This window comes from Flavobacterium humi (assembly GCF_004745595.1).
GTDB classification, from domain to species: domain Bacteria; phylum Bacteroidota; class Bacteroidia; order Flavobacteriales; family Flavobacteriaceae; genus Flavobacterium; species Flavobacterium humi.
This window is the reverse complement of the sequence record NZ_SRLH01000002.1, coordinates 39,417-64,721: the sequence shown is the minus strand read 5'-3', so window position 1 is coordinate 64,721 and position 25,305 is coordinate 39,417. Positions and strand designations below refer to the sequence as shown.

Sequence of the window (25,305 nt, the reverse complement as noted above, 5' to 3'; positions counted from 1 at the left end):
TTAAAAGTGACTGGCTGAAGGCTATCCGGATACTAAATCATAAATCAATTGCCTGTTTTTCATTTTTGAGCCTTACAGCTTCCGAAGCAAAAAACGAAGATTCCCGAAGTGCTTTTTGCGAAGCGCCCAAATCCAGGTTGAATTGGTATTCGTGTCCTAAAGCCGGCGCATAGTCCTGGTTATAAAATAAAGTGTTTACCGGTACGCCATGGCTTTTTAGTTTGGCTGCCAGTTCGTACGAATGGGATCGGAGCGGATCGTTATTTCCCACTGAAATGAAAGCCGGAGGAAAATCTTTTGTGATGAAAGCCATGACATTGGCATACTTGAAATCAGGGCTTTGGGAAAAATCCCTGTAACCGCTATAGGACCATAAAATTGTTTTCAGGAATTCGCCAAAGGTGCCTTTCAGGTTGATGTTTTCGGTATTATAAGGCCCGCAGTACAATAGGAGTGCCGTTAATTGATTCGATTCCAGCGAGGGTTTTATTTGCATTAACCCCGAATATTCCGTGTTGTAAATAATTGTGGCGGCTTGAGCGGCAATATGTGCTCCGCCTGAATCGCCGGCTAAAATGAAATTGGAAGTGTCAATGGGGAACTGTTTGCGGTTTTCCGAAAGGAATTCCATAGCCTTCATCGTTTGCCGTACTGGCGTAGGATACTGCTTTTCGGGAGCCAGAGTATAATCGATGGAAACAACAGCAAAACCTTTGCCTGCGAGTATTTTGTAATAATTGCTTGTTTGTGATTTGCTGCCCGATACCCATCCACCACCATGAATCCAGACAATCACCGGTATTGTTTTGCCCGAAGGGATGCCAGCCGGGAAATAGACATCCAGTAGCGCATCGGGATCATTAGGATCGTATACAATATCAGTAATAGACCGGATATTTGCAGGGACATATTTTTCCAGCGCTTTATTGACTTTTTTACCTTCTTTATTGAAAGCTTTCCTGATGAGCATGGCAGAAGGCCAGGGGCTTATTTGAAAAAGAAGGAAAACGACCAGCACCAGGGATGCCAGTAATATGAGTACAGAAGCGGTTATCTTGCGGAAGCGTTTTTTTTTGTTTTCGAGGATGGCATTCATAAACCCGGGTTTATGCTAAGGTAAGAAAAATAGTATAAATAAGAAATCCCGCCAAAATTAATTTAACGGGACTACTACAGCTAGTATGTGTGAGATTAATACTCAAAATGAAAGGCAGATATGTTGGGAATCTGCTATGCTTGACAGTACCAAATTTTTTGTTTTTGGGTGAAAAGTTGTACAAAAATAGTATAAAATAGTTCACATTTTATCGCAAAAAATAAGTCCTGTAGAAAATATTTTTTACAGGACTTATAATCAATATGTTAGAAGGTTTAAATACCTAAATAATTGCTTGGGGTAATTTGCATCAGCTCTGTTTTGATAGCTTCCGATACGTTTAAAGTGCTTATAAAAGAATGGATTGCTTCCTTATCGATCACTGTATTGGTCCTGGTCAGGTCCTTTAAGGCTTCGTACGGGTTCGGGTAGGCTTCACGTCGTAAAATAGTTTGGATGGCTTCCGCTACGACAGCCCAGTTTTTTTCAAGGTCTTCGGCGAATTTGTCCTCGTTTAGCAGCAGCTTGTTCAATCCTTTCAAGGTTGCTTCAAAAGCGATAAGCGTATGGCCCATCGGTACGCCGATATTCCGTAAAACCGTACTGTCCGTTAGGTCGCGCTGCAGCCTTGAGATTGGTAATTTAGCTGATAAATGCTCGAAAATTGCATTGGCAATACCTAAATTACCTTCCGAATTTTCAAAATCAATAGGATTTACTTTATGCGGCATTGCAGAAGATCCTATTTCTCCGGCCTTGATTTTCTGTTTGAAATATTCCATTGAAACATAGGTCCAGATATCCCTGTCCAAATCGATAAGAATGGTATTGATTCGTTTCAATGCATCGAAAAAAGCGGCAAAATGGTCATAATGCTCAATTTGTGTGGTCGGAAAAGAATGGTGCAGGCCTAATATTCCTTCCACGAAATCATTCCCGAATTTTCTCCAGTCATGTGTTGGATAAGCCACGACATGCGCATTGTAATTTCCTGTGGCACCCCCAAATTTGGCAGCAAAAGGGACATTAAACAACAAACGCATCTGTTCTTCCAAACGTTCCACAAAAACCTGGATTTCTTTGCCCAGGCGGGTAGGAGAGGCCGGTTGTCCGTGCGTGCGGGCCAGCATAGGCACATTGGCCCATTCAATGCTTAATTCTTTTAGTTTGGCCACCAGGTTGATCAGGCTTGGCAGGTATACTTTTTCAAAGGCTTCTTTGGTAGAAAGCGGAATGGCGGTATTGTTGATATCCTGGGAAGTCAACCCGAAATGGATGAATTCCTTGTACGGCTCCAATCCTAATTTGTCAAAGGCGGACTTGATAAAATATTCTACCGCTTTTACGTCGTGGTTGGTGGTCTTTTCCGTTTCTTTAATAGTCAGTGCATCTTCCGTTGAGAAATTTTTGTAGATATCGCGCAAAGCCTCATAGCGGTTTTTGTCTACACCGGCCAGTTGCGGCAATGGCAATTCGCAAAGTGCTATAAAATATTCCACTTCTACCAAAACACGGTATTTGATTAAGGCTTCTTCGGAAAAAAATGGGGAAAGGGAAACCGTTTTATTTCTATAACGTCCATCAATTGGCGATATAGCATTCAGTTCAGTTAGTTGCATGTTTGTGTGTTGTTTTGAAAGGTGCAAAGATAGTTTTTTTGAATGATTACAGAAAAAGTTACAACGGAAAAGTTGCTATTTCATCTGGTAGAGCTTTGGTTTCAGGAAAGCCATTCCCTCGCTTGCCGTCATCGGGATAATTTCCAGCTGGTTGGGCAAATCATATACCACAGCGGGCTTCAAATCAATATAATATACAGGAGTTATCGGTTTGGAATAATTCATTAGGCCTGCAGCGGGGTATACCTGTAGGGAAGTTCCGATAACAACCAAAACATCAGCTGTTTCTACGATATCGATGGCTTCTTCAATGGCTGGTACTTCTTCTCCGAACCAAACAATATGTGGGCGGAGCTGATGGCCGTTTTCGTCAAGGTCGCCTAAATTCAGGTCCGTTTCCCAATCCAGTATATGGTCATGATCTGCTACGCTCCTTACTTTTAAAAGCTCGCCATGCAGATGTAATACCTGCGTGCTCCCGGCCCGTTCGTGCAGGTCATCAACGTTTTGCGTAATGACATACACATCGAAATTGTTTTCCATTTCGGCAATAATCTGATGGCCGGCATTGGGCAGCACTTCGAAAAGCTGTGCACGCCGTTTGTTGTAAAAATCAAGGACCAATTCCGGGTCATTTGCCCAACCGCCTGGAGAAGCGACTTCCATGATATCATAACCTTCCCAAAGCCCATCCGCATCACGGAAGGTTTTGATACCACTTTCAGCGCTCATGCCCGCTCCGGATAAGATAACTAGTTTCTTTTTCATTTTTTAAATCAAAATAGTTTTTAAATTTACCAAAAATTAATGAATACTATGATAGATCTGGATTATCTGGCTTTCCTGGAAAATATACTAACGGAAAACAGGAAAGAAAAATTCCTGAAAGTACTTCAAAACAGGACACATCATTTTACAGTGGCCATCGAAGATGTTTTCCAGCTCCATAATACCAGTGCCGTAATGCGCAGTTGTGAGGTTTTTGGGGTTCAGGAACTGAATGTGGTTGAGCAGAAATTCGGCAAAAGCATAGACAAGGAAATTGCCATGGGAGCCCAGAAATGGGTAGATATCAAAAAACACGAGACCGTGTCGGACTGTATTGCATCGCTTAAAGCGAAAGGATACCAGATCATAGCCACGACACCGCATGAAAATGATTGCCTGATGGAAGATTTCGATATTTCGAAGCCCAGCGCGCTTTTTTTCGGTACCGAAAGGGATGGCCTTTCAGAGGAAGTTTTGGCCCAGGCAGACGGTTTCCTGAAAATCCCGATGGTTGGTTTTACGGAAAGCCTCAATATTTCGGTTTCGGCGGCCATTATCCTGCAAAACCTGACTGAAAGATTACGCAGATCGGAAGTCAAATGGCAATTGTCCGAAGAGCAAATCCTAGAAAAAAGATTGTCTTGGGCGAAAAACAGCATCAAAGACATCAAAAGGATTGAAGCGCGGTATTATGCCGAAAGAACCGTTTAATTGTTACCTGCCAAAAGTATCATAGTTGTCCTCCGCGTATTTCTCAAAACGTTCCAATAGGGCAATATTGCTTTTTTCGATAGCCGTCAAATCTTTGGAAACATCGTTTGAAACCGGGACATACCAATCTACCGGATCAAAGAACTGGCGGTAACTTTTCTTTTTGAAAGTATAGCCATGCCGGGCAAAAATAGTGTTCCTCAGGATTTCCAATTCCAGTTTTTTCAGGTTCTTGACATCTTCTTCCGTAAGTTTTGTGGTGGAAGTATTTATTTGGGTGATCACTTCGGAAGCAGCCCTGTACGTTGATTCTTCGTAGGATATTTCTTCGCCGTCTTCGAAGGTTTCAGTCACCGAATCTCTTTTGGCGCTGTAATAATCTATGTAATCCCTTTCGTTAGGAAGCATGCGGGTCGGGTCGTATTTGAATTCCTGTTTGACCAGTTGGAATTCCCGGCTTTTTACCACGGCATTTTTATCGTTAGCAACCCACAGGCCGGAAAGAGTGTCGTTTTTGATGTTAAAAGTAAAAACGCCATTGTTTTTACCGTTACCCAATTCTTTCAGTTCGAATGCCAGTTCTCCATTTTTAACAGTAATGACGGTTCCCAGGAACGGGGTTGTATTCCCGGCAACGATGCTTTGTCCGGTTACCTTGTTCTTAACGATGCTTTTGATCAGGATGTTTATTTTGTTGGAATAGACATACTCGACTTCTTTGGTAGTATCGGTTTCCTTGACGGTGAAATCCCCAACCCAGTTGCCATATAATTCTTTGTGAAGCTCTACTTCCGGTTTTTCCAGTGCCGCAGTTTTTTTAGTTTCTTTCTGGCAGGAAAATAATGCCGGGACAATAAGGAGCAAAAGGATTTTTTTCATGGTTTTGAATTTCGGTACAAATAATATTCAACGATTAAAATATTGGGGATCCAACCCAGCCAGGCGATTATCTGATAAACATCCATGGGGGAAGGCTGGAACAAATATACAAGGATTACCTTCCAAAAACGCAAGGTAACTGCCGAAAAAGTCAAGGCAAAACTGCGAAGCATAAAGGCTTGATGTTCAGTAATTTTCTTTTTTCGGATAGCTGTAAAACCTTTCAAAGTAACATAAAACCACAATAAGGACAGCAGTACGAAGGAAATTTTAGAAGTCAGGCCGCCATTGGCATAACAGCCGATAAAAAAACCTGAAGGTGCGGCAAGGAATAAAAGGGTTGCCACATATATTTTTCCAATCGTGCGGTGCACACCCGGATAATTGCGTAGCAGCATATTGCTGAATTGTGTAAATCCGGCCAATAAGACAAAAACGGTACTGATTACATGAATGTAGAATATGGGGAGATAAAGAGCGACCTGACGGACTTCTGTTTGTTTTATGTTCAAAAAAGCCGTGCTGTGGCTAATGGGAAAGTATTGCGAAGTGATTCGCACCATCAGCACAAAAAAATAACCGAACACTAGTAGCCAAAGTATTCCCTGGTACTTTTTTGCGTATACTTTCAATGCCAAGGGACAGGATTTTGAATCGTAATTATTTCTTTTTCAGGATTTTGTATTCCTCGTAACAGCCGCTTATGGCTTCCAGGATCTGTAAATCGTTGGCGGTTTGGGCAAAAGTGTCCGAATAACTGCAGCGTTCCAGGATTTCCGCCAGGTCCTTTTTATCGATGCCTAAAAGCAGGTAAATGGTCTCGCGGTCGTATTTGGTCTGAAGCAGGGACATTAATTTGTCGTCTTTTTTAAGTTCTTTCAGCTTGCGGAGTTCTTTTGGCTTTTTACCAAAGAAATTATACAGCATATCTGCAGGATTGAACAACGAGCCCACAACTCTTGAGAAAGCGTTTGGAGAATTTTCGCCGCCTTCATATCTTTTGGACAAGCCTGAAATGCTGTACCAGTAATTTTCTTTTTCGGGGATGAGTTTGGAATCGACTTCCAGATAACCCGTCAGGTCATAAGGAGGAATGACAACTTCTTCCAGCGCATAGGCTTTTTCGGTAAGATGGATACGGGAAGATTTGTTCTTGATCCAGTCGTTGGTCACTTTTATTTCGATAGACTGAAAGCCCAAACTGGAAATAAGGAGGATATCGTTTACATTCGCTTCGATTTCAAAATTACCTTTGGCATCGGTAATGGCACCTCTAACTAAGTTGACATTGACGATGTTGATGTTCCATAAAGGCAATAAAGTGTTGTCATTTACAACAGTACCGCGAACGGTTGTTTGCTGCGAAAAGGCAGAAAACGATAGTAATACGAAAAAAGTAACTGCAAAATATCTCATGCTCAAATTTGTTGGGCTAAAGTAATTATTCATTACGAGATATTTTGCAGTTTACAGTATTATTATAAGAAAATTAACAATATGTGTTAACTTCTTCTTGGTCTTTTCGGCCTTGCATCACCACCACCGAACTCAGAACGGCGTGGCGCTGTGTTGGAGCGTCTTTCGTTCCTTGGAGCTCTTTCAGATGATTCTCCTCTTGGCATGGAACCTCTTGCAAAACCACCTTCTCTTGGGGCGCTGCCTGAGAATCCGCTTTCGCGTCTAGGGCCAAAGCCACCGCTTCCGCTTCTTGAAGAATTCCTTTCACCTTTGAATCCGCCTGAATTCCTTCCGCCTCCGAAAGAACCTCCGGAATTCCTTCCGTTGTGGTCTCTTCTTCCGCCACCGTCATTTTTGGAGATTTCAACATTGATCCTGCGGCCTTCTAATGTAAGGTCGTTCAGTATTGTCATTACCCTGTCGGAATGTTCTGCATCTGTATTAAAGAAAGAGAAACCTTCTTTTACATCCACTTTGAACACATCGTCACGGCCTAAATCTAACGTTTCTTTTAAGAAATCCTTCAACTGCATCCAGTCGAAATTATCCCTTGAACCGATGTTAACGAAGTAACGCACAGCGCCACCGTTATTATCTCTCGGCTCTCTGTCATCGCGTTCGCGTCGGTCTGAACCTGAAGTGGAAATATCCCTGTTTTTCTTGTAGTAGGCAATAAAACGGTTGAATTCCACAGATACCATTTTCTTGATCAGTTCTTCTTTGGACAAACCGTCAAGAACCTGGTTGATAGCCGGTAAGTAATTGTCGATTTCGTGGTCAACTTCCGTATCTTTAATTTTGTTTGCCAAATGCAGTAACTGGATTTCACAGATTTCAATTCCTGACGGGATTGTTTTCTCTTCGAATTTCTGCTTGATAATCCTTTCGATAGAAGAAATCTTACGCAGTTCGCTTTTCGTTACAATCACGATAGAAGTACCTAATTTACCGGCACGTCCCGTACGTCCTGAACGGTGGTTATAGGTTTCGATTTCGTCCGGAAGCTGGTAGTTTACTACGTGAGTTACGTTGTCTACGTCAATTCCCCTTGCAGCCACGTCTGTAGCAACAAGCATCTGGATCTGGCGGCCACGGAACGACTTCATTACCCCGTCACGTTGTGCCTGGGACAAGTCACCATGTAAAGCGGCAGCACTGTAACCGTCTTCGATCAGTTTTTCAGCGACAGCTTGCGTATCCCTTTTTGTCCTACAGAAAACCACGGAGAAAATATCCGGATTGGCATCTGCCAAACGCTTAAGAGCTTCGTAACGGTCACGGGCATTTACCAGGTAAAATTCGTGGGAAACCGTTGCCGATCCTGAATTTTTAGTTCCTACGGTAATCTCTGACGGATTGTGCATGAATTGTTTTGCAATCCTGGCTACTTCCTGCGGCATGGTGGCCGAGAATAACCATGTGCTTTTTTCGTCTGGCGTAGTGGATAAAATGTTTACAATGTCTTCATAGAATCCCATGTTCAGCATTTCATCAGCCTCATCAAGGACACAGTAATTAATTTGGGTGATATTAACCAACCCTCTGTTAATCATGTCCTGCATTCTTCCTGGAGTAGCCACAATAATCTGCGCGCCTCTTTTAATTTCTCTTGCCTGTTCTGTAATACTGGCACCCCCATAAACGGCTACTACGTTAAGACCTTTCTCGTATTTTGAGTAGTTCTTAATTTCGTTTGTAATTTGCAAACATAGTTCGCGGGTAGGTGATAAAATTAACGCCTGTGTATTTCTATTGTCGGCATCAATTTTTTGAATCAGCGGAAAACCAAAAGCTGCCGTTTTCCCTGTCCCTGTCTGAGCCAACGCAACTAAATCTGTGTCTTGTTCCAATAGCATTGGAATCGCTTTTTCCTGTACTTCGGTCGGATTCGCAAATCCTAGATCGATAATCGCACGTTGTAGCGACTCACTCAATCCTAATTGTTCAAATTTGTTCATATAATATTTTAAATTGGGTGCAAAAGTAGTGTTTATAAACGAGATAAACTAATTTGTTAGTTATTGATTTTGAGCGAGTTGGCTTTTTGTGATAGTCTTAACAAATATTTAATGCTGTTAATGTCATGGAGTTACGGATGATTTATTTCTTTTCTTCTAAGGGTTTGGAAAGATTGTGGAGGTTTACTTCTAGTTTCTTTGTTTGCTCTATTCTCTTTTTTCTTTTGTCTTGACACAAAAGAAACAAAAGGTCGAGCCTGCACAGCACAATCCTGAAAACTACCGCGTCATTGCGCTCCGCGTCCCGAACCGCTCGTCATACTTCCTTGCTACGCGGAACGCTGCCGCTCCATGACTTGTTGTTTTCTACGGATTGTGCTGTGAGGGCGTGGTGGAAGGCTTGGAAAGATCTCCGCAAGCTTGTCATTCCGACGAAGGAGGAATCTCTGTTTTTATGCTTTCTTGCCTCTTGTTTCTTTGCTTTTTCTTCTATTTTCTTTTTAAGGGCTTGACAAGTTTGGTATGTAGAGGCACATTCCTTGCCCTGAATTAGTGATTGTCCAGGAAAGCAACCAGTTGCCTTACGGCGATGCCTCTATGGCTGATTTTGGCTTTTTCTTCTAAAGTAAGCTGGGCGAAGGTTTCTGAAAATCCGTCGGCCTGGAAAATGGGGTCGTAGCCAAAACCTTGATTGCCTGTCTTTTCCAGTATGATGTTTCCGTTGACAATGCCGGTAAACAGATACTGTTCTCCATCAATATTAAGGCAGATAACTGTTTTGAAGTTGGCTTTACGGTTGGTTTGTTGTTTTAATTTCTGCAATACCATCTCGATATTGTCATTGTCACTCCGATGGGAGCCGGCATAGCGTGCCGAATAGACTCCGGGCTCTCCGTTTAGGGCATCTATTTCCAGCCCGCTATCGTCGGCAAAGCATGGATAGCCATAGTTTTGGGTTACATAATCGGCTTTTAGGATGGCATTGCCTTCAATGGTATCGGCGGTTTCCGGAATATCTACGTAACATCCGATATCTTCCAGGCTTAAAATTTGTATATGGGATGGCAGCAATTGCTGTATTTCTTTGATTTTGTTTTTATTGTTGGAGGCGAAAACGAGTTGCATGTCCTGTATTTAAGGGTTATGGGATACAAATATAGTATTTTTCCGGCTGTTATTTTGTGGTTGGGTTGGGAGGAAGCGGCACTTTGATTGTGTTTTGTCATACTACATCCATACTACATCCATACTACATCCTGCACTCTAACTGCACTTTGATTGCATTTTAAGCGCAAGTAGTAGTAGGGGTAAAAGCTATTTGTAATCTTGTTGTGGCAATGAGGAAGGGCACGAGCGTAGCGAACTGACGAAGTAATCTTTATAAACGTATTTCTTTGCTCTTGACTCTTGCTTCTATTTTCTCTTTTCTTTTGTCTTGATACAAAAGAAACAAAAAATCAAGCCTGCACATCACAATCCTGAAAACTACCAAATCATTCCACTCCGCGTTCCGAGCCGCTCGTCATACTTCCTCGCTATGCGGAACGCTGCCGCTTCATGATTTGGTAGTTTTCTACGGATTATGCTGTGAGGGCGCGATGGATGGCGTGGTAAGATTGAGGGGATCCCTCCTTCGTCGGGATGACAGGATTACGGATAACTTTCGGTTATAGCACAATTTCGCTACAACGTTTGTCATTCCGACGAAGGAGGAATCCCTGTTTTATACTTTTGCTTTTGAGGGCGGGATGGATGGTGTGGTAAGATTGAGGAGGTTTACTTCTTGATTCTTGACTCTATTTTCTTTGTTCTATTCTCTTTCCTCTTTCCTCTTTCCTCTTTCCTCTTGATTCGTCTCTCTATTTTCTTTTTTTCAAACGGTCCTTGAATACTTTCTCAAATTTTTCCAATTTAGGCTGGATGACCATCTGGCAATAGCCTTGGGATTTATTGTTTTGGTAATAATCCTGATGGTAGTCTTCCGCTTTGTAAAAGGTTTTGAAAGGTTCTAAAGTTGTTTGTATAGGGTTTTCGTAAACTTTGGCATCATTGAGCTGGGCGATAATGTCGTGGGCCGTTTTTTTCTGCTGTTCGTTTTTGTAGAAAACCACCGAACGGTATTGCGAACCTATGTCATGCCCTTGCCGGTTTTTGGTCGTAGGGTCATGTACCGTGAAAAATACCTGTAGGATCTCGTCAAGGTTCGTCCTGGAAGTGTCGTAGGTAATCTGGACGGCTTCGGCAAAACCGGTATCTCCGCGGGAAACTTCTTCATAGGAAGGGTTGGTTATGTTTCCGCCCGAATACCCTGATACGACCGAGATTACTCCGTCAAGGTTTTCATATACGGCTTCCACACACCAGAAACAGCCGCCGCCAAGGGTTACGGTTTCCGTATTCGGTTTTGTATTTTTTTGCTTTGCGGTTTGGGCAAAGCCGCCCATTGTAAATAGTAGGGCAAGTAAGGCTAGTTTCTTCATTGTTAATTTAATTAGCATCAGGTTCAAAATCTAAAGCGATGGAATTCATGCAATATCGTTTTCCGGTAGGTTCCGGGCCGTCATCAAATAAATGTCCGAGATGCCCTCCACATCGGCCGCATAAGGCCTCCGTACGGGTCATGCCATAAGAATTGTCATTCTTGAAAATTACGCTGGTCTTGCTGGTTTGCTCGTAGAAACTCGGCCAGCCGCAAGAACTCGCAAATTTAGCATCCGAACGGAATAATGTATTGCCACAGGCCGCACAATAATACGTACCTTTCCCGGTGTAATTCCAATATTTCCCGGTAAAGGCTGCTTCGGTTTCGGCATGCCTGGACACTTCATAAACGTCTTCCGGAAGGATTTTCTTCCACTCGGCATCTGTCAGGTTCAGTTTTTCTTTACTGGTGTGCGAATAATAAGGATTTTTAGGCATAGTTGCGGTTTTGATGTTCCGGGCGTCAGGTGCCGGTTTTTCTTTTGATTGTCCGCAAGCGCTTAAGATACAGGATAATGTGAAAGATAAGGCAAGGCAGATGTTTGGTATTCTTTTCATGGTACAATGTTTTTAGTTTGTATTCCGTTGTATTGTATTACAAATGTATACGGTATCTACGAGGGAAAATGTCGGATAGTTTACAAATGATGGGGAATTAACAAAAGATTGGGATTTGATGTCCAAATGGAATAAAAACATGCTTTTTTAAGAGGTGTGTTTTGTGCTGATTGCCAGGAGGTTGTTTGTGTTTCTAACTAATATTAGTGAGATGTAAATATCATTAAATCAGAGTATTGTACGGGTGGTGAAAATTGGGTAGGTTTGGGTATGGATATTGAAAGGTGTGGCGCAAGGTAAAAAATGTTTCATTTCCAAAGAAAGAAAGCCTGCCGGACAAGGCAGGCAGCGTTTTTGAATACATTAAAAGAACTAAAATAAAACAACTATTTCACGGAATTGCAATCATTAAATACCACGATCATGAATGATGAAAACAGACCACAGGAATCTGGTGAAGCCCCCAAACCACATATTTATTATGCCATAGGCAGGACAATAATAGTGAAAGGAAGTGTTTCAAAAAGGCAAAGGCCTCCTGCCATACCACCGAAAAACAAGGATAAAAATTAAACCAAGTATAATGCTATGAGATATGTAATTGCCTTTTTCTTTCCCTGGCTTTCCCTTTTTTTGCAGGGAAAAATCATTTCCGGTTTTGTCTGTTTTATATTGCAGTTAACCCTTATCGGCTGGATTCCGGCTTTTATATGGGCGGTCACTGCCCTGGACAGGATGTACAATGACAGGAGAACGGATAAAATCATTGCGCAAATGAAAAAAAGTTAAAGGAATATGATGCTGTAAAATATTAATCATTTAAACGGCCCTATTATGAGTATATTTAAAGTGGGAGATATTGTTATGTTGAAGTCCGGCGGACCTAAAATGACCATAACAGAAGGATTTGGAAAAGGAATGGTATACAAAACCTGCTGGTTTGTAGATGGCGTGCTGAAATGGGGAGAATTTGTGGGCGACACGCTTACTATTTACGAAGCATAGGCTGTTATAAAGCGTTAAAATGCAGTTAAAACATTGTTTTTTAGTTTGTTATAGAAAAATATGTTGTACTTTTAAAGTGTAGTTCTGATTAATTATCTGAAGAAAATGAATCTGAATAAGAAGCGTTATTTGAGACGATGATAAATCAGGAGTATATAATCGGAGGCCCATAAAAAGGCCTCCTTTTTTTTGCTTGTTTTTGAATGTTAAAACACAGTTAAAATACTGATATTTAGTTTTTTATAATTAATATGTCGTATATTTATAGTGTAGTTCTGATTAATCATTTTGAGGAAAATCAATCTGAAAAGAGGAAATTGTTTGATACGTCAGCCATGATGGTTGGCATTGATGAATCAGGAGTATAGAATGGGAGGCCCGTAAAAAGGCCTCCTTATTTGTTTTGATACCTTTCCTAACCCAGTCGCAATCGCACATAAACATGTTTGATGCCTTTCTTGTCGGAATCCCGTTCGTCTATTTCAAAAATATCCGTCAAGGATTTCATCATAGGGGTCAGTTTGGCAAAACCATAATTCCGGGGATCGAATTCCGGTTTTTTCTTGACAATCAAACTACCGACATCACCCAGGAAAGCCCAACCGTCATCATCTCCTATGTCATCAATGCTAGTTTCGATGAGTTCGATGGTTTGCGGATCTACTTTGGTTACGGTTTCTTTTTCTACAGGGACTGGGCCAGCCGGTTTTTTGGCATTTGCCGGATGGGCAGCGGGTTTGCGTGTTTTTTTCTTGACAGCTCCTTCCAGTACTTCAATATAGACAAACCGGTCGCAGGCCACGATAAAAGGACTGGGTGTTTTCTTTTCGCCTATCCCGATAACTTTCATCCCGGATTCCCGCAAACGGATGGCCAGCCTGGTAAAATCGCTGTCGCTGGAAACGATGCAGAAACCATCTACCTTGCCGGAATAGAGCAAATCCATGGCGTCAATGATCATGGCCGAATCGGAAGAATTCTTGCCCACAGTGTAACTGTATTGCTGGATGGGTGTGATGGCGTGTTCCAACAGGACGCTTTTCCAGCCGGAAGCATTGGGTTTGGTCCAATCGGCGTAAATCCTTTTGGTTGTAGGTGTGCCGAATTTGGCTATTTCTTCCATCATTCCCTTTACATTGCTGTAAGGCACGTTGTCGGCGTCAATGAGTACCGCCAGTTTCAATTCTTTTTTTGTGTCAGCCATATCTTACGTATCGTAGTTCTTCCAAAGATAGGAAGAATTACTGGGAAAGTTACTTTTCTTGATTTGATGGGGCGTATTGAAGCCGTTTCTTTGAGTTAGCGATAGCAGCGGCATCCTTTTGCGCAGCGCAGCGCAGCAAAAGATACAGCGGATAGCGCGGCGCGAAACCCACTGGGAATGACTATTTTCCGTTTCAGGGCTGTTTTGCGAAACTCCCGAAAATAAATTATAAAAAACATAATTTTATTTCTACTTTTGCGACGTTTAAAAAACTCGTAATTTATTATGGTAAAAGATTTATTCGAAAGAATCCAAAACAATAAAGGCCCGTTGGGAAAATGGGCTTCTCAGGCGGAAGGGTACTATGTTTTTCCTAAATTGGAAGGAGACCTGGGGCCAAGAATGCAATTTCACGGTAAAGAAATATTGAACTGGTCTATCAATGACTATTTGGGATTGGCCAACCATCCGGAAGTGCGTAAAGCCGATACCGATGCGGCAATCCAATACGGGGCGGCTTACCCAATGGGCGCGCGTATGATGTCCGGGCATACTACTTACCACGAACAGTTAGAGAACGAATTGGCTGCTTTTGTAATGAAAGAGGCTGCTTACTTATTGAATTTCGGGTACCAGGGAATGGTGTCTATCATTGATGCTTTGGTGACCAAAAATGATATTATCGTATACGATGTGGATTCCCACGCCTGTATTATTGACGGTGTCCGCCTGCATATGGGGAAACGTTTTACATACAAGCACAATGATTTGGAAAGCATGGAGAAAAACCTGCAGCGTGCTACTAAAATGGCTGCTGAAACCGGTGGTGGGATTTTATTTATCACGGAAGGTGTTTTCGGGATGCGCGGCCAGCAAGGGAAACTGAAAGAAATTGTTGCGATGAAGGAAAAATACAATTTCCGTTTGTTGGTTGACGATGCCCACGGTTTCGGGACACTTGGTAAAACAGGTGCCGGAGCAGGTGAGGAGCAAGGTTGCCAGGATGGGATTGATGTGTATTTCTCGACCTTTGCAAAATCAATGGCGAATATCGGGGCTTTCGTAGCGGCCGACCAGGATATTATCGATTACCTGAAATACAATTTGCGTTCGCAGATGTTTGCCAAGGCGTTACCGATGATCCAGACTATCGGTTCGTTGAAACGTTTGGAATTATTGCGTAATTCTTCTGAAATAAAAGACAAACTTTGGGTAAATGTAAATGCATTGCAAAACGGTTTGAAAGAAAGAGGATTCAATATCGGGGATACCAATACCTGCATTACGCCGGTTTACCTTGAAGGTTCTATCCCGGAAGCGATGGTTATGGTAAACGATTTGCGCGAGAATTACGGGATTTTCCTTTCTATCGTAGTATATCCGGTAATTCCAAAAGGGATTATCTTATTGAGGATGATTCCTACGGCTTCGCATACTATGAAAGATATCGACGATACTTTAGCGGCATTTGAAGCGATCCGTGAAAAATTAGTCAACGGGACTTACAAAACAATCGCCGAGAAAACAACGGTAGACGTTTCTTAATCCGAAAACGGAATACAAATAAAAAACCCCTTTTCAATTGAAAAGGGGTTTTGTTTTATAAGAGCTTCAACTCATAACTATAACTCTTTCCTATACGTCCTTCTCCTCTTGAAGGTAACCTGGCCAAAATGTTTCCACATGTTATAAATGGCGGTGTTTTCCTCAAGTTCGGGTGTGCGGATGAAATCCTGGATGCCTTTTGGCTGGAAAGTATTGTAATATTCATTGAATATAATGGCCGTAACGCCTTTGTTCTGGTATTCGGGATCAATACCGATTAGGTAGGACAACACGTCCTTGCTGTGTTTTTTTGCCTGCAGCAGGTGGTAAAAGCCAAAAGGGAACAATTTGCCATTGGCTTTTTGCAAAGCTCTTGAAAAACTAGGCATCACGATTCCGAAAGCAATCAGTGTGTTGTTTTTATCGACAATGAATTTGATGTATTCCGGATTGATGAAACTGATGTATTTCTTTTTGAAATATTCCTTCTGGACGTCGGTAATGGCTACAAAAGAAGCCAAACTGGCGTAAGAAGTGTTAAACAAATCGAACATCTGATCCACATACGGCATGATGTCCTTTGTTTTGGTGAAGTTCAACGGAGTCAGTTCGTATCTTTTCTTGATCAGTTCCTGTGCTTTGTAAAAAGTTTCCGGCAGTACGTTTGAAAAAGGGAATTTATTCTCGAGGTATTCTTTTTCCTTCACATAACCCAATTGTTCCAGATGCGTAACATAATACGGATAATTGTACCAGGTAATCATAGATCCGATTTCGTCAAAACCTTCAGTAAGCACGCCTACTTTGTCCAGGTTGGAGAAACCCATTGGGCCTTCGATATATTCCAGGTTATTGGCCTTGCCTAATTCATATACTTTTTCCAGTAAGGCTTTGGTGACTTCAATGTCATCGATAACGTCCCACCAACCGAAACGCACTTTCCTTTTCTGCTGGAGGTTCACCTCATTCCAATTGATGATGGCGGCAATCCGGCCAACTATTTTATTGTCTTTGTAGGCCAGGTAAAAATGAGCCTCTGCACTTTCGAAAGCCGGGTTCTTCGATTTGTCGAATGTTTCCAGTTCGTCCTGTATCAGCGGCGGTACCCAATACGGGTGTTTTTTATATAATGAAAAAGGGAATTTTACATATTCTTTAAGCAATGAAGGCGTATTGGCCTTTCTGATTTCAATCATATTAGTTTGGTTTTTCTTCTTCGACTTCGTCTAATCTTTTTCGTTTGTTTTCTTTTTCCGGTTTTGCCTCAGGGGTTACATCAGTATCGGTATCCTTTTTCTCTTTGTTGGCTTTTTCCAGTTCTTTGTCTAATTCTTCCTGTGTTTTGGCTTTTTTAGGGTCTTTTTTGCCGCCTTCTTCTTTGCCTTCTTTTATTTCCTTGTCTTTGTGTTTTTTGTCAAAACGCCATGAAAAACCGATTCCTCCATACAAAATGGATGGTGTGTTTTTAAAGTTCGTGCTTACCGAAGCATCTACCTGGAGGTTGCTCTTCAGCAAATGGGTAGCGCCTAAGGCTAAAATCCCATCGGAATAATAATCGCCTTTGATGCCCCTGTTTTCGATAAAAGCAGACCACTTTTCATTGATTCCCCTTGTAATGGTAAGGGCATAGCCAAAGCTTGAAGTGCTCGAACCGATTTTATCGGCAATGATGTTGGTGACCATTACCCATTTTGTACCGAAGTGATTCTGCGCGATAATCATAACTCTCGGGCTTATTGTGGCTTCACCCGGAATGTTGTAATCGTTATCCATTACGTAATTGACTCCTGCGTAACCGGATAATGCCGGGATGAATTGTTTCCATTTGAACTTATGGTTGGCTTTCCAGCTGTAAATGTTCGGTTTTTCTTCTTTCTTTTTGAAAAAAGGATCGTAAAAAAGGTATTTGGCCCCAAAAGTGGTTTGTCGAAGGCCGCTGCGGTTCGTCTCGGCTAAAGGAGTCGAGTATTTGTCCATTTGGAATTGTGCGTCAAGGCTGAACTCCAATTGCTCAAAAAACAAGCCTCCCCTGGCGGAAAGCTCCATTCCAAAGCCTCTTGCATCATAATCCAGCAAATTATGGGATTCATTTATATAGTATAACCCGGATTCTATCTGAAGTACATTTTTCCCCACTGAAAAGCCGCCAATAGACTTACCTGGCCTGTTTGAATTGATCTGGTCTGTAAATTGTCCGTAATTTGCATTCGTGGCACATAAAATGGCCATAGCAATGACAGATTTGAGTAGTTTCATAAATAGTTTGATTTGTGTTAACCAAATGTAGTATATTTTATTATTATTTTAAGAGTCAAAAAACCAATAATGCGTATTTTTGAAAAAAAATAACAATGCAAGAAGCTTCTTTTTACGGTTTGTTCCGAACGATAGTTTTTATGATTGGGTTTTATTACCTGGTTAAATTCCTGGCCCGCATTTTTATGCCTATGATCATGCAGAATATGGTCAATAAGGCGCAGGAAAATTTCCAAAAACAACAAGCCCAAAGTACTTTTAACCAGGCAAACCAAAGCAGCAGCCAGGATTTCGAATCTTCCAAAAACCAAAACCCGAAATCCAAAAAGCAGGTAGGCGACTATATTGATTACGAAGAAGTAGAGTAAGTTTCCGGCTCCGGGACAAGGCTGCCCGTTTTCCCATACCATTGAATATCTGTGCCGAAGTTTTCTTAATTTGACGGAAATAACTATCTTCACGCCTTATTTGATCCAATAACCCTTTTTATGAATAAACTGCAACGTTTTTATCCGCATGCACTCGCTGTTTTGGGCTTTGTGCTCGTATCCCTAATTTATTTCTATCCGGTTTTACAAGGCAAAAAAATCCTTCAGTCAGACATTGTGCAATACACTGCGATGGCGAAAGAGCAGAATGATTTCAGGGCGGAAACCCATACAGAGCCTTATTGGACCAATAGTGCTTTCGGCGGGATGCCAACGTATCAGTTAGGGGCCAATTACCCGCATAATTATATCAAGATGCTGGACAGTGTCATCCGTTTTTTGCCACGTCCCGCAGATTATATGTTTTTATATTTCCTCGGATTTTACGTGTTGCTTTTGGTGTTGAGGATTAATCCGTTAAAAGCATTCATAGGGGCCGTGGCTTTTGGTTTTTCGACCTATCTTATCGTTATCCTGGGTGTGGGGCATAATGCCAAAGCCCATGCTATTGCCTACATGCCGCTGGTTATCGCCGGTGTTTTGATGGTGTACCGCAAACGATATGTTGCAGGAGGTTTGCTTACCTTGTTTGCAGCCGCTTTGGAAATCAATGCGAACCATTTCCAGATGACCTATTACCTGTTGATTTTTTTATTGGTCGTAACGGCTTATTTTGTTTACAAAGCCTTTAAAAGCAAAGAATTCAAACCTTTATTATATAGTTTCGCGGTTTTTGCCGTAGCCGGTATTTTTGCCGTTGGGGCTAATGCTACGGGCATTATGGCTACTTCGGAATATGCTAAGGAAAGTACCCGTGGCAAGAGCGAACTGACCTTCAATCCTGACGGATCCCAAAAAACATCCGACGCTTCCATGACTTATGATTACATTACGGAATACAGTTATGGCCTTGCCGAAAGTTTCGACTTGATTTCCCCGCGTATCTTTGGAGGATCAAACAGCGAGAATGTGGGTACGAATTCGGCGATGTATAATTTTGTACTGTCCCAAAACGTACCGGAAGACCAGGCAAAGGAAATTGTAAAAGGATTGCCTACCTACTGGGGAGACCAACCTATTGTGGCCGCTCCGGCGTATATTGGTGCGATTGTTTTCTTTTTGGCAATCATTGCGTTGTTTTGCGATAAACGAAAAATAAAATATGTTTTCCTGGCGGGAGCTTTGGTTTCCTTATTGCTTTCCTGGGGAAAAAACTTCCCGATACTTACGGATTTCTTCATCAATTACGTACCGATGTATGATAAGTTCAGGGCTGTTTCTTCAATACAAGTGGTGCTGGAAATATGCATGCCTGTCCTTGCCATTTTAGGGCTTCAGAGTTTTTTCCAATTGGAAAATGACCAGAAATGGCCCAATTTATGGAAAGCGGCTGCGGTAAGCGCAGGGACTTTTGTGTTGCTTTTCCTTTTTAAGGGAAGTTTCAGTTTTGCGGGCGGAAGTGACAATTACCTGCTGGAGCAGTACGGGCCTCAATTTGTGGATGCTTTAAAAGAAGACCGAAAGACAATGTTTACAAGCGATTTGCTGCGTTCGATATTTTTCGTATTGCTGGCTTTTGCCGCATTGTGGCTTTCCTTAAAAAATACCATTTCCCAAAAAGTGGCAGTTATCCTGGTTGGGGTTTTAATGATTGCCGATTTGTTCCTTATCGATAAAAACTACCTGAACAGTTCCAGTTTTGAAAGCGCACACCAGGTTGAAGAGCCTTTTGTGGAAGCTCCGTTCGATACGGCGATCTTACAGGACAAATCCTATTACCGTGTTTTTGAAGTGTCCCAAAATGCCATGAGCGACCCGAGGGCTTCTTATTTCCATAAATCGATTGGAGGTTACAGTGCGGTAAAACCAAGGCGTATGCAGGAATTGTTCGATTACCAGATTGCGAAAAACAATTTGGAAGTACTCAATATGCTCAATGTGAAATACCTGATCCAAACCAACGAAAAAGGGGAGCAGATTACCATAAAAAGTACCGGAGCCAATGGCAATGCATGGTTTGTAAAAGAAGTGAAAACGGTAGCCAATGCCAATGCCGAAATGAAAGCATTAGGCAAACTGGATACTAAAAACACAGCTATCATTGATGCTAATGCCTTCGGGTCTTATTTTAAAAATGGTACTAAAACATTTGCAAAAGATACCACAGCTACGATCCAATTGACGCAATATGAGCCAAATAACCTGAAATACATTTCCAACAACAAGGCAGATGGTTTTGCTGTTTTCTCCGAAATGTATTATAAGAATGGCTGGAATGCTTACATCGACGGAAAGGAAATGCAGCATATCAGGGTAGATTATGCCCTTCGCGGCCTGGCTATCCCGGCAGGAAAGCATACGATTGAATTCAAATTCGAACCGAAAGTCGTACAAACCGGAAGCATGATTTCCCTAATCAGTTTTATCATGATCCTGGTTTTATCGGGTTATGGGATATATCAGGAAAGAAAAAAGCATAAAGGAGCATAGTACAATTTAGTCCGATGAAAAAGGTTTTAATCATCACATATTATTGGCCGCCGGCAGGAGGGCCTGGTGTCCAGCGTTGGTTGAAATTTGTAAAATACCTTCCTGATTTTGATATCCAGCCTATAGTATATGTTCCGGAAAACCCTACGTATCCTATTGTAGATGAAGGTTTGCTGGAAGAAATTCCGGAGAAGGCCATCATCCTTAAAAGGAAAATTACCGAACCGTACCAGTTGGCTTCCGTTTTTTCTAAAAAGAACACGAAAGGCATCAGTTCCGGGATTATTCCCAACCGAAAAAAACAAACATTCCTACAGAAAGCACTGCTTTGGGTACGGGGCAATATTTTTATTCCGGATGCCCGTTTTTTATGGGTGGATCCTTCTGTGAAGTTCCTGAAAAAATACATACGGGAGAACGGCATCGATACCATCATCACTTCCGGGCCTCCGCACAGCCTGCATTTGATTGGCCTGAAATTGAAAGAGGAGCTGTCGGTACAATGGTTTGCCGATTTTAGGGATCCCTGGACGACCATAGGATATCATTCGGCCCTGAAATTGTCTTCGTATGCCGAAAAAAGACATCGTTATTTAGAGAAAAAAGTACTCACATCTGCAGATGCGGTTATTGTAACAAGCAAAACGACAAAAGAAGAATTCCAGGCCATTACTTCAAAACCCATTGAAGTGATTACAAACGGTTATGATATCGAAAAGGTTGAAAAACATCCGCTGGACGAGAAATTCACATTGGCCCACATTGGTTCTTTTTTATCCGACAGGAACCCGAAAATAGTGTGGGAATCCTTGCAGGAATTGATTTCTGAAAACAAGCAGTTTGCCGGAAGTTTCCAATTAAAGCTGATAGGGAAAGTAAGCCAGGAGGTTTTGGATTCGATAACGGCACACCATCTGGAGGCGCATTGTGTGAATTTGGGGTATGTTTCCCATAAGGAAGCTATTGAACACCAGCGGAAATCACAAGTATTGTTATTGGTTGAAATTGATTCTGCCGAAACAAAAAGCATTATTCCCGGGAAAGTATTTGAGTACATGGTTTCCGAAAGGCCTATCATTGCCATTGGCCCAAAAGATTCTGATTTTGCCGAAATCATAACGGCGACCAATACCGGTGCCTTTTTTACCTATACGGATAAGGAAAAACTAAAAGAAGTGCTTCTTTCTTATTTTGAATCGTACCTTAAAAAAGACCTGAAAGTCTATGCTGTAGGGCTGCAGCAGTATTCGAGAAAAAACCTTACCGCAAAACTGGCGGGGTTTATTGCACATTCCTGATTTTTTAACCAGGGCCTAGCCCAGATGGAAGTGGCATCCTTTTCCTGGCTGGGACAGACTGGAAAAGATGAAAACGGACAGCTGGAAATTGCTCCCGGCCAAAAATAGAAACTCCGCTGTTATGGCAACAACGGAGCTTCAGTAAACAAACAAACCTAACCAAATTTATATAATCAACTTACAAACTTATTTTCTTGTACCTTCGGCAGCGTCCTCGATTTTTGCTTTTGTACCATCTGCTTTGTAGTAGTAATAGCTGTCATCATCATAATCTTCTGAACCGTTGGTGTACCCGTAATCATTATTGTAATCATTGTTATTGTAGTAATGACCGGCATAACGTCCTTTTACGGAACCTACGATATCGATGATCTGGCATTTCCTGTTGTAAACGATGCGCAATCCGCCTATTTGAGAGATGGCAAAACTGTTGTATCTCATGTAAACGGTACCAATCCTGCTCACCCTGTCCCTGCTATCATAGTTGATAAAGGTGTTTCCTACACGTCTTACGCGTCCAAAACTGTCGTGTTCAATACGGACACCATAATTTACTGGGCCCCTGCTTACCGTTACGGTGCTTCTTTTTCCGGCTGCTTTGAAGTAAAAGTCATCACCTTCGGAATCTTGAGGACGCGTGTTGAAATCGAATTCACCATTTGGGAAAACATAAAATTCAATTCCACGTTCCATAAAAGAAATCGGTTCGGCATCGCGGTAATCGATCGCGTGTTTAGGACCTTTTCCTGTGTTGTCAGAAAAAACAGGATTTTCTGACGCGCTAGCCATATTTCCTACCAGGAAAAAGCTGGCTACTAAAAGAGTAAAATTTCTCATGACATTTTATTTTTTGAAATCAAGGTATTTTCGAAATACGTTAATTTGCTATTTTGCCTACTCTTACGATTTTCGGCTTACTCGAACAGGTAATTGAACTTGTTGTTTAGGTATATTCAATTTGCGTGCCAAAAATTAAGAATGTGCCGCGATTTTTTTTCAAGTATCTGGTATGCTGTTGAAAATAAATTGATTGTGTTGTTAATTTTTTACGAATATTAATATGTTGTTTTTTATATATTTGCCAAAACTTAAACATATTACCAATTTAACTACCCATTATGAAAACTAGCTCCCAAAAGTTTTTAATTATTTTCCTACTTGCCGTGCAAAGTATATCTGCACAGACCTTTATCCAAAGTTACGCCGATGTCGTAAGCCAAGTATCCCAAACCAATGTAACCGCTAACCTTACCGCCTTTGAAAACCTGGGCGTAAAACGAAGAGGCACCGCTCCTTTGCAGAACACATTAAACTGGCTTAAAAACAAATACCTGAGTTACGGGTATACCGCAGGGCAAATGGTCGAAGATTCCTATACCAATGGTACCTATACCTGCAAGAACCTTATCCTGACTAAAATTGGGACGGTTTACCCGAATACCTACGTTATTGTCTGCGGGCATTATGATTCAATTACCGGAACCGGGACAAATGACAACGGAAGCGGTGTGGTAAGCATACTGGAGATCGCAAGGCTTTTACAGAATATACCAACAGAATATTCCATCAAATTCATCAATTTCAGCGGGGAAGAAGACGGATTGATCGGTAGCCAGCATTATGTTTCTTCGATTGTTAACGGGACAACTCCCAAAATGAACATACGATTGGTATTTAACCTGGATGAAGTAGGCGGTGTGGCCGGAATGACCAATAATACGATTACCTGCGAAAAAGATACCAATGGTACGCCTTCTACCAATAATGCGGTTTCTGCAACGATGACAGACCAGCTGATTACTTGTGTAGGATTGTATTCTCCTTTGAATACCTTCTTGTCTTATGCTTATTCTTCAGATTATATGCCTTTCCAAAGCAATAATGAAATTATTACCGGTTTTTTTGAAACTAACGAAACCCCGCACAAACATACCGCTACCGATTTGTTGGCCAATATGGATCCTGTGTACAATTATAAGGTTGCCAAAGCAGCAACGGGAGCCGTAATGCATTTTGCCGTGGCGAATCCTGCGTTGGGCCGAAATGATTTTAATGAAGATTTCCAGGTGAGTTTCTTCCCGAATCCGGCCAAAGATTACATCACCATCAATTTAGGGCTTTTAACCGAAGCTTCGTACCAGTTTTCACTAATTGACACAAACGGGAAAGTGGTTTCAGAAAAAGTGATTGACCATCCGAATCAACTGGAAAAAATAAACATCAGCAGTGTAAGCAAAGGAATGTACCTGGCTGTTTTGGATGCCAATGGAAAAAAAATCAGTAAAAAAATCATTATCGATTAATTTTCTTTAGGAAATTCCCGGAAGCACACGATTCAAATCAAAATTACCAACTCCCATTTTACCGAAATTATGAAAACGGAAACCAAGTTTTTAATTCTTTTCCTTTTATGCCTGAATGGCCTTTCTGCACAGACTTTTATCCAGGGCTATGCCGATGTTGCCAATCAGGTTACTCAAACCAATATTACCAATAACCTGACCCAATTTGAAGCTCTCGGCGTCAAATACAGAGGAACTGCGGCGCTTCAAAACACGCTCGACTGGATCAAGAATAAATATATAAGTTACGGATATACGGCTGGGCAAATGGTTGAAGACAGCTATTCTTATTCAGGCTCGACCTGTAAAAACCTGATCCTGACCAAGATTGGCACATTACATCCAAATACTTATGTTATTGTCTGCGGCCATTACGATACAGTTACCGGAACCGGGACAAACGATAACGGATCGGGCACTTCGATACTGCTTGAAATAGCGCGTTTATTGCGAAATGTACCTACTGACTATTCGATTAAATTCATTAATTTCAGCGGGGAAGAAGACGGGTTACGGGGCAGCCAGCATTATGTGGCTTCGGTTGTCAACGGGACTACTCCTAAAATGGATATCAAACTGGTGTTCAATATAGATGAAGTAGGAGGCGTGGCCGGAATGGTAAATAATACGATTACCTGCGATGTAGACCAGTCTTCGCCTACTTCCAACAATGCTGCTTCTGCGGTTGTGACCAATGAATTGGCTACCTGCGTAGATTTATATTCTCCCCTGAATACTTTTATCAATTTTGCAGATGCAACCGATTATATCCCTTTTGAGAACAATGGGGAAATAATTACAGGTTTTTATGAGACCAATATTTCAACGCGCCCTCATACGGCCAATGATTTTTTGATCAACATGGATCCTGTGTATGTGTATAATGTTGCCAAAGCGGCAGTAGGGGCGACCATGCATTTTGCCATAGCCAATACGACATTGGGCCGGGATGATTTCGATGCGGATTTCCAGGTGAGTTTTTTTCCTAATCCGGCCAAGGATTTCCTAAGCATCAATTTTGGCACCCTGACAGAACCTTCGTATCAATTCTCCTTAATCGACATTAATGGAAAGATAGTGTTGGAAAAGACGGTGCAAAACCCAAAACAACTCGAAAATATAGCTCTGGCTTCCATTGGCAAAGGAATGTACCTGGCCAATTTGCATGCCGGGGACAAAAATATTTCCAGGAAGATCGTAATTGAATAA

At 41.7% G+C, this 25,305-nt stretch carries 24 protein-coding genes; 10 read left to right on the top strand and 14 right to left on the bottom strand.

All coding sequences use genetic code 11. The features are described 5' to 3' along the window. Nucleotides 1-37: 37 nt before the first annotated feature. The 3 genes from E4635_RS03225 to E4635_RS03215 form a co-directional block, all read right to left on the bottom strand. A complete protein-coding gene (locus E4635_RS03225; RefSeq protein WP_135525187.1) occupies nt 38-1,096 on the bottom strand; it encodes an alpha/beta hydrolase in 1,059 nt (352 codons plus the stop codon). A gap of 275 nt (nt 1,097-1,371) precedes the next feature. Next, entirely contained in the window at nt 1,372-2,715 is a 1,344-nt protein-coding gene (gene purB, locus E4635_RS03220) for an adenylosuccinate lyase (protein WP_135525186.1), read from the bottom strand. Between the two features lie 75 nt (nt 2,716-2,790). Next, nucleotides 2,791-3,483, bottom strand: a complete 693-nt coding sequence (locus tag E4635_RS03215; RefSeq protein ID WP_135525185.1) for an SIR2 family NAD-dependent protein deacylase — start codon at nt 3,481-3,483, stop codon at nt 2,791-2,793. Between the two features lie 48 nt (nt 3,484-3,531). Between E4635_RS03215 and E4635_RS03210 the strand changes: the two genes are divergently transcribed. Beyond that, complete coding sequence (locus E4635_RS03210) at nt 3,532-4,194, top strand: TrmH family RNA methyltransferase (RefSeq protein ID WP_135525588.1); 663 nt, start codon at nt 3,532-3,534, stop codon at nt 4,192-4,194. 3 nt (nt 4,195-4,197) lie between these two features. On the opposite strand, the gene E4635_RS03205 is transcribed toward E4635_RS03210, so the two are convergent. The 7 genes from E4635_RS03205 to msrB form a co-directional block, all read right to left on the bottom strand. Continuing rightward, nucleotides 4,198-5,073: a YARHG domain-containing protein gene (locus E4635_RS03205; protein WP_135525184.1), complete on the bottom strand. Its 876-nt coding sequence runs from the start codon at nt 5,071-5,073 to the stop codon at nt 4,198-4,200. Beyond that, nucleotides 5,070-5,711, bottom strand: coding sequence for a DUF2306 domain-containing protein (locus tag E4635_RS03200; protein WP_246020662.1), 642 nt, complete (start codon nt 5,709-5,711; stop codon nt 5,070-5,072). Before E4635_RS03200 ends, E4635_RS03205 begins: the two co-directional genes overlap by 4 nt. A gap of 22 nt (nt 5,712-5,733) precedes the next feature. After that, nucleotides 5,734-6,489 (bottom strand): carboxypeptidase-like regulatory domain-containing protein, encoded by a 756-nt coding sequence (locus E4635_RS03195; RefSeq protein ID WP_135525183.1) that lies wholly within the window; start codon nt 6,487-6,489, stop codon nt 5,734-5,736. Between the two features lie 86 nt (nt 6,490-6,575). Beyond that, nucleotides 6,576-8,489, bottom strand: coding sequence for a DEAD/DEAH box helicase (locus E4635_RS03190; RefSeq protein ID WP_135525182.1), 1,914 nt, complete (start codon nt 8,487-8,489; stop codon nt 6,576-6,578). Between the two features lie 549 nt (nt 8,490-9,038). Continuing rightward, entirely contained in the window at nt 9,039-9,614 is a 576-nt protein-coding gene (locus tag E4635_RS03185; protein ID WP_135525181.1) for a non-canonical purine NTP diphosphatase, read from the bottom strand. 734 nt (nt 9,615-10,348) lie between these two features. Next, entirely contained in the window at nt 10,349-10,969 is a 621-nt protein-coding gene (gene msrA, locus E4635_RS03180) for a peptide-methionine (S)-S-oxide reductase MsrA (RefSeq protein WP_135525180.1), read from the bottom strand. A gap of 7 nt (nt 10,970-10,976) precedes the next feature. Then, a complete protein-coding gene (msrB, locus tag E4635_RS03175) occupies nt 10,977-11,528 on the bottom strand; it encodes a peptide-methionine (R)-S-oxide reductase MsrB (protein ID WP_135525179.1) in 552 nt (183 codons plus the stop codon). Between the two features lie 423 nt (nt 11,529-11,951). Between msrB and E4635_RS15690 the strand changes: the two genes are divergently transcribed. The 3 genes from E4635_RS15690 to E4635_RS03165 are packed head-to-tail and all read left to right on the top strand — an operon-like array spanning nt 11,952 to nt 12,533. Then, nucleotides 11,952-12,101: a hypothetical protein gene (locus E4635_RS15690; protein WP_169630191.1), complete on the top strand. Its 150-nt coding sequence runs from the start codon at nt 11,952-11,954 to the stop codon at nt 12,099-12,101. Nucleotides 12,102-12,116: 15 nt separating this feature from the next. Further along, a complete protein-coding gene (locus E4635_RS03170; protein WP_135525178.1) occupies nt 12,117-12,317 on the top strand; it encodes a YqaE/Pmp3 family membrane protein in 201 nt (66 codons plus the stop codon). Between the two features lie 45 nt (nt 12,318-12,362). Next, nucleotides 12,363-12,533: a YodC family protein gene (locus E4635_RS03165; protein WP_135525177.1), complete on the top strand. Its 171-nt coding sequence runs from the start codon at nt 12,363-12,365 to the stop codon at nt 12,531-12,533. Between the two features lie 415 nt (nt 12,534-12,948). On the opposite strand, the gene E4635_RS03160 is transcribed toward E4635_RS03165, so the two are convergent. Next, nucleotides 12,949-13,737, bottom strand: a complete 789-nt coding sequence (locus tag E4635_RS03160) for an NYN domain-containing protein (RefSeq protein ID WP_135525176.1) — start codon at nt 13,735-13,737, stop codon at nt 12,949-12,951. Between the two features lie 285 nt (nt 13,738-14,022). Here E4635_RS03160 and E4635_RS03155 point away from each other — a divergent pair, with 285 nt between their 5' ends. Continuing rightward, nucleotides 14,023-15,282 (top strand): aminotransferase class I/II-fold pyridoxal phosphate-dependent enzyme, encoded by a 1,260-nt coding sequence (locus E4635_RS03155; protein WP_135525175.1) that lies wholly within the window; start codon nt 14,023-14,025, stop codon nt 15,280-15,282. A 77-nt stretch (nt 15,283-15,359) separates the two neighbouring features. Here E4635_RS03155 and E4635_RS03150 read toward each other — a convergent pair whose 3' ends face one another. Next, the gene (locus E4635_RS03150; protein WP_135525174.1) at nt 15,360-16,478 is read right to left on the bottom strand and encodes a GTP cyclohydrolase; all 1,119 of its coding nucleotides are present in this window, start codon (nt 16,476-16,478) and stop codon (nt 15,360-15,362) included. 1 nt (nt 16,479) lies between these two features. Then, entirely contained in the window at nt 16,480-17,538 is a 1,059-nt protein-coding gene (locus E4635_RS03145) for a transporter (RefSeq protein ID WP_135525173.1), read from the bottom strand. 95 nt (nt 17,539-17,633) lie between these two features. Here E4635_RS03145 and E4635_RS03140 point away from each other — a divergent pair, with 95 nt between their 5' ends. The 3 genes from E4635_RS03140 (at nt 17,634) to E4635_RS03130 (ending at nt 21,754) form a co-directional block, all read left to right on the top strand. After that, a complete protein-coding gene (locus E4635_RS03140; RefSeq protein WP_135525172.1) occupies nt 17,634-17,906 on the top strand; it encodes a DUF4834 family protein in 273 nt (90 codons plus the stop codon). Between the two features lie 120 nt (nt 17,907-18,026). Continuing rightward, nucleotides 18,027-20,456, top strand: coding sequence for a YfhO family protein (locus E4635_RS03135; RefSeq protein ID WP_135525171.1), 2,430 nt, complete (start codon nt 18,027-18,029; stop codon nt 20,454-20,456). A 14-nt stretch (nt 20,457-20,470) separates the two neighbouring features. Further along, nucleotides 20,471-21,754, top strand: a complete 1,284-nt coding sequence (locus tag E4635_RS03130) for a glycosyltransferase family 4 protein (protein ID WP_135525170.1) — start codon at nt 20,471-20,473, stop codon at nt 21,752-21,754. A 186-nt stretch (nt 21,755-21,940) separates the two neighbouring features. Here E4635_RS03130 and E4635_RS03125 read toward each other — a convergent pair whose 3' ends face one another. Further along, complete coding sequence (locus tag E4635_RS03125; protein WP_135525169.1) at nt 21,941-22,591, bottom strand: hypothetical protein; 651 nt, start codon at nt 22,589-22,591, stop codon at nt 21,941-21,943. 281 nt (nt 22,592-22,872) lie between these two features. On the opposite strand from E4635_RS03125, the gene E4635_RS03120 reads away from it, so the two are divergent. Further along, nucleotides 22,873-24,057: a M28 family peptidase gene (locus E4635_RS03120; protein ID WP_135525168.1), complete on the top strand. Its 1,185-nt coding sequence runs from the start codon at nt 22,873-22,875 to the stop codon at nt 24,055-24,057. 69 nt (nt 24,058-24,126) lie between these two features. Further along, complete coding sequence (locus E4635_RS03115) at nt 24,127-25,305, top strand: M28 family peptidase (protein ID WP_135525167.1); 1,179 nt, start codon at nt 24,127-24,129, stop codon at nt 25,303-25,305.

Coding starts and splice junctions, on each gene's coding strand:
- E4635_RS03225 (WP_135525187.1), bottom strand. CDS start 1,096: ATGAATGCCATCCTCGAAAACAAAAAAAAACGCTTCCGCAAGATAACC.
- purB (WP_135525186.1), bottom strand. CDS start 2,715: ATGCAACTAACTGAACTGAATGCTATATCGCCAATTGATGGACGTTAT.
- E4635_RS03215 (WP_135525185.1), bottom strand. CDS start 3,483: ATGAAAAAGAAACTAGTTATCTTATCCGGAGCGGGCATGAGCGCTGAA.
- E4635_RS03210 (WP_135525588.1), top strand. CDS start 3,532: ATGATAGATCTGGATTATCTGGCTTTCCTGGAAAATATACTAACGGAA.
- E4635_RS03205 (WP_135525184.1), bottom strand. CDS start 5,073: ATGAAAAAAATCCTTTTGCTCCTTATTGTCCCGGCATTATTTTCCTGC.
- E4635_RS03195 (WP_135525183.1), bottom strand. CDS start 6,489: ATGAGATATTTTGCAGTTACTTTTTTCGTATTACTATCGTTTTCTGCC.
- E4635_RS03190 (WP_135525182.1), bottom strand. CDS start 8,489: ATGAACAAATTTGAACAATTAGGATTGAGTGAGTCGCTACAACGTGCG.
- E4635_RS03185 (WP_135525181.1), bottom strand. CDS start 9,614: ATGCAACTCGTTTTCGCCTCCAACAATAAAAACAAAATCAAAGAAATA.
- msrA (WP_135525180.1), bottom strand. CDS start 10,969: ATGAAGAAACTAGCCTTACTTGCCCTACTATTTACAATGGGCGGCTTT.
- msrB (WP_135525179.1), bottom strand. CDS start 11,528: ATGAAAAGAATACCAAACATCTGCCTTGCCTTATCTTTCACATTATCC.
- E4635_RS15690 (WP_169630191.1), top strand. CDS start 11,952: ATGAATGATGAAAACAGACCACAGGAATCTGGTGAAGCCCCCAAACCA.
- E4635_RS03170 (WP_135525178.1), top strand. CDS start 12,117: ATGAGATATGTAATTGCCTTTTTCTTTCCCTGGCTTTCCCTTTTTTTG.
- E4635_RS03165 (WP_135525177.1), top strand. CDS start 12,363: ATGAGTATATTTAAAGTGGGAGATATTGTTATGTTGAAGTCCGGCGGA.
- E4635_RS03160 (WP_135525176.1), bottom strand. CDS start 13,737: ATGGCTGACACAAAAAAAGAATTGAAACTGGCGGTACTCATTGACGCC.
- E4635_RS03155 (WP_135525175.1), top strand. CDS start 14,023: ATGGTAAAAGATTTATTCGAAAGAATCCAAAACAATAAAGGCCCGTTG.
- E4635_RS03150 (WP_135525174.1), bottom strand. CDS start 16,478: ATGATTGAAATCAGAAAGGCCAATACGCCTTCATTGCTTAAAGAATAT.
- E4635_RS03145 (WP_135525173.1), bottom strand. CDS start 17,538: ATGAAACTACTCAAATCTGTCATTGCTATGGCCATTTTATGTGCCACG.
- E4635_RS03140 (WP_135525172.1), top strand. CDS start 17,634: ATGCAAGAAGCTTCTTTTTACGGTTTGTTCCGAACGATAGTTTTTATG.
- E4635_RS03135 (WP_135525171.1), top strand. CDS start 18,027: ATGAATAAACTGCAACGTTTTTATCCGCATGCACTCGCTGTTTTGGGC.
- E4635_RS03130 (WP_135525170.1), top strand. CDS start 20,471: ATGAAAAAGGTTTTAATCATCACATATTATTGGCCGCCGGCAGGAGGG.
- E4635_RS03125 (WP_135525169.1), bottom strand. CDS start 22,591: ATGAGAAATTTTACTCTTTTAGTAGCCAGCTTTTTCCTGGTAGGAAAT.
- E4635_RS03120 (WP_135525168.1), top strand. CDS start 22,873: ATGAAAACTAGCTCCCAAAAGTTTTTAATTATTTTCCTACTTGCCGTG.
- E4635_RS03115 (WP_135525167.1), top strand. CDS start 24,127: ATGAAAACGGAAACCAAGTTTTTAATTCTTTTCCTTTTATGCCTGAAT.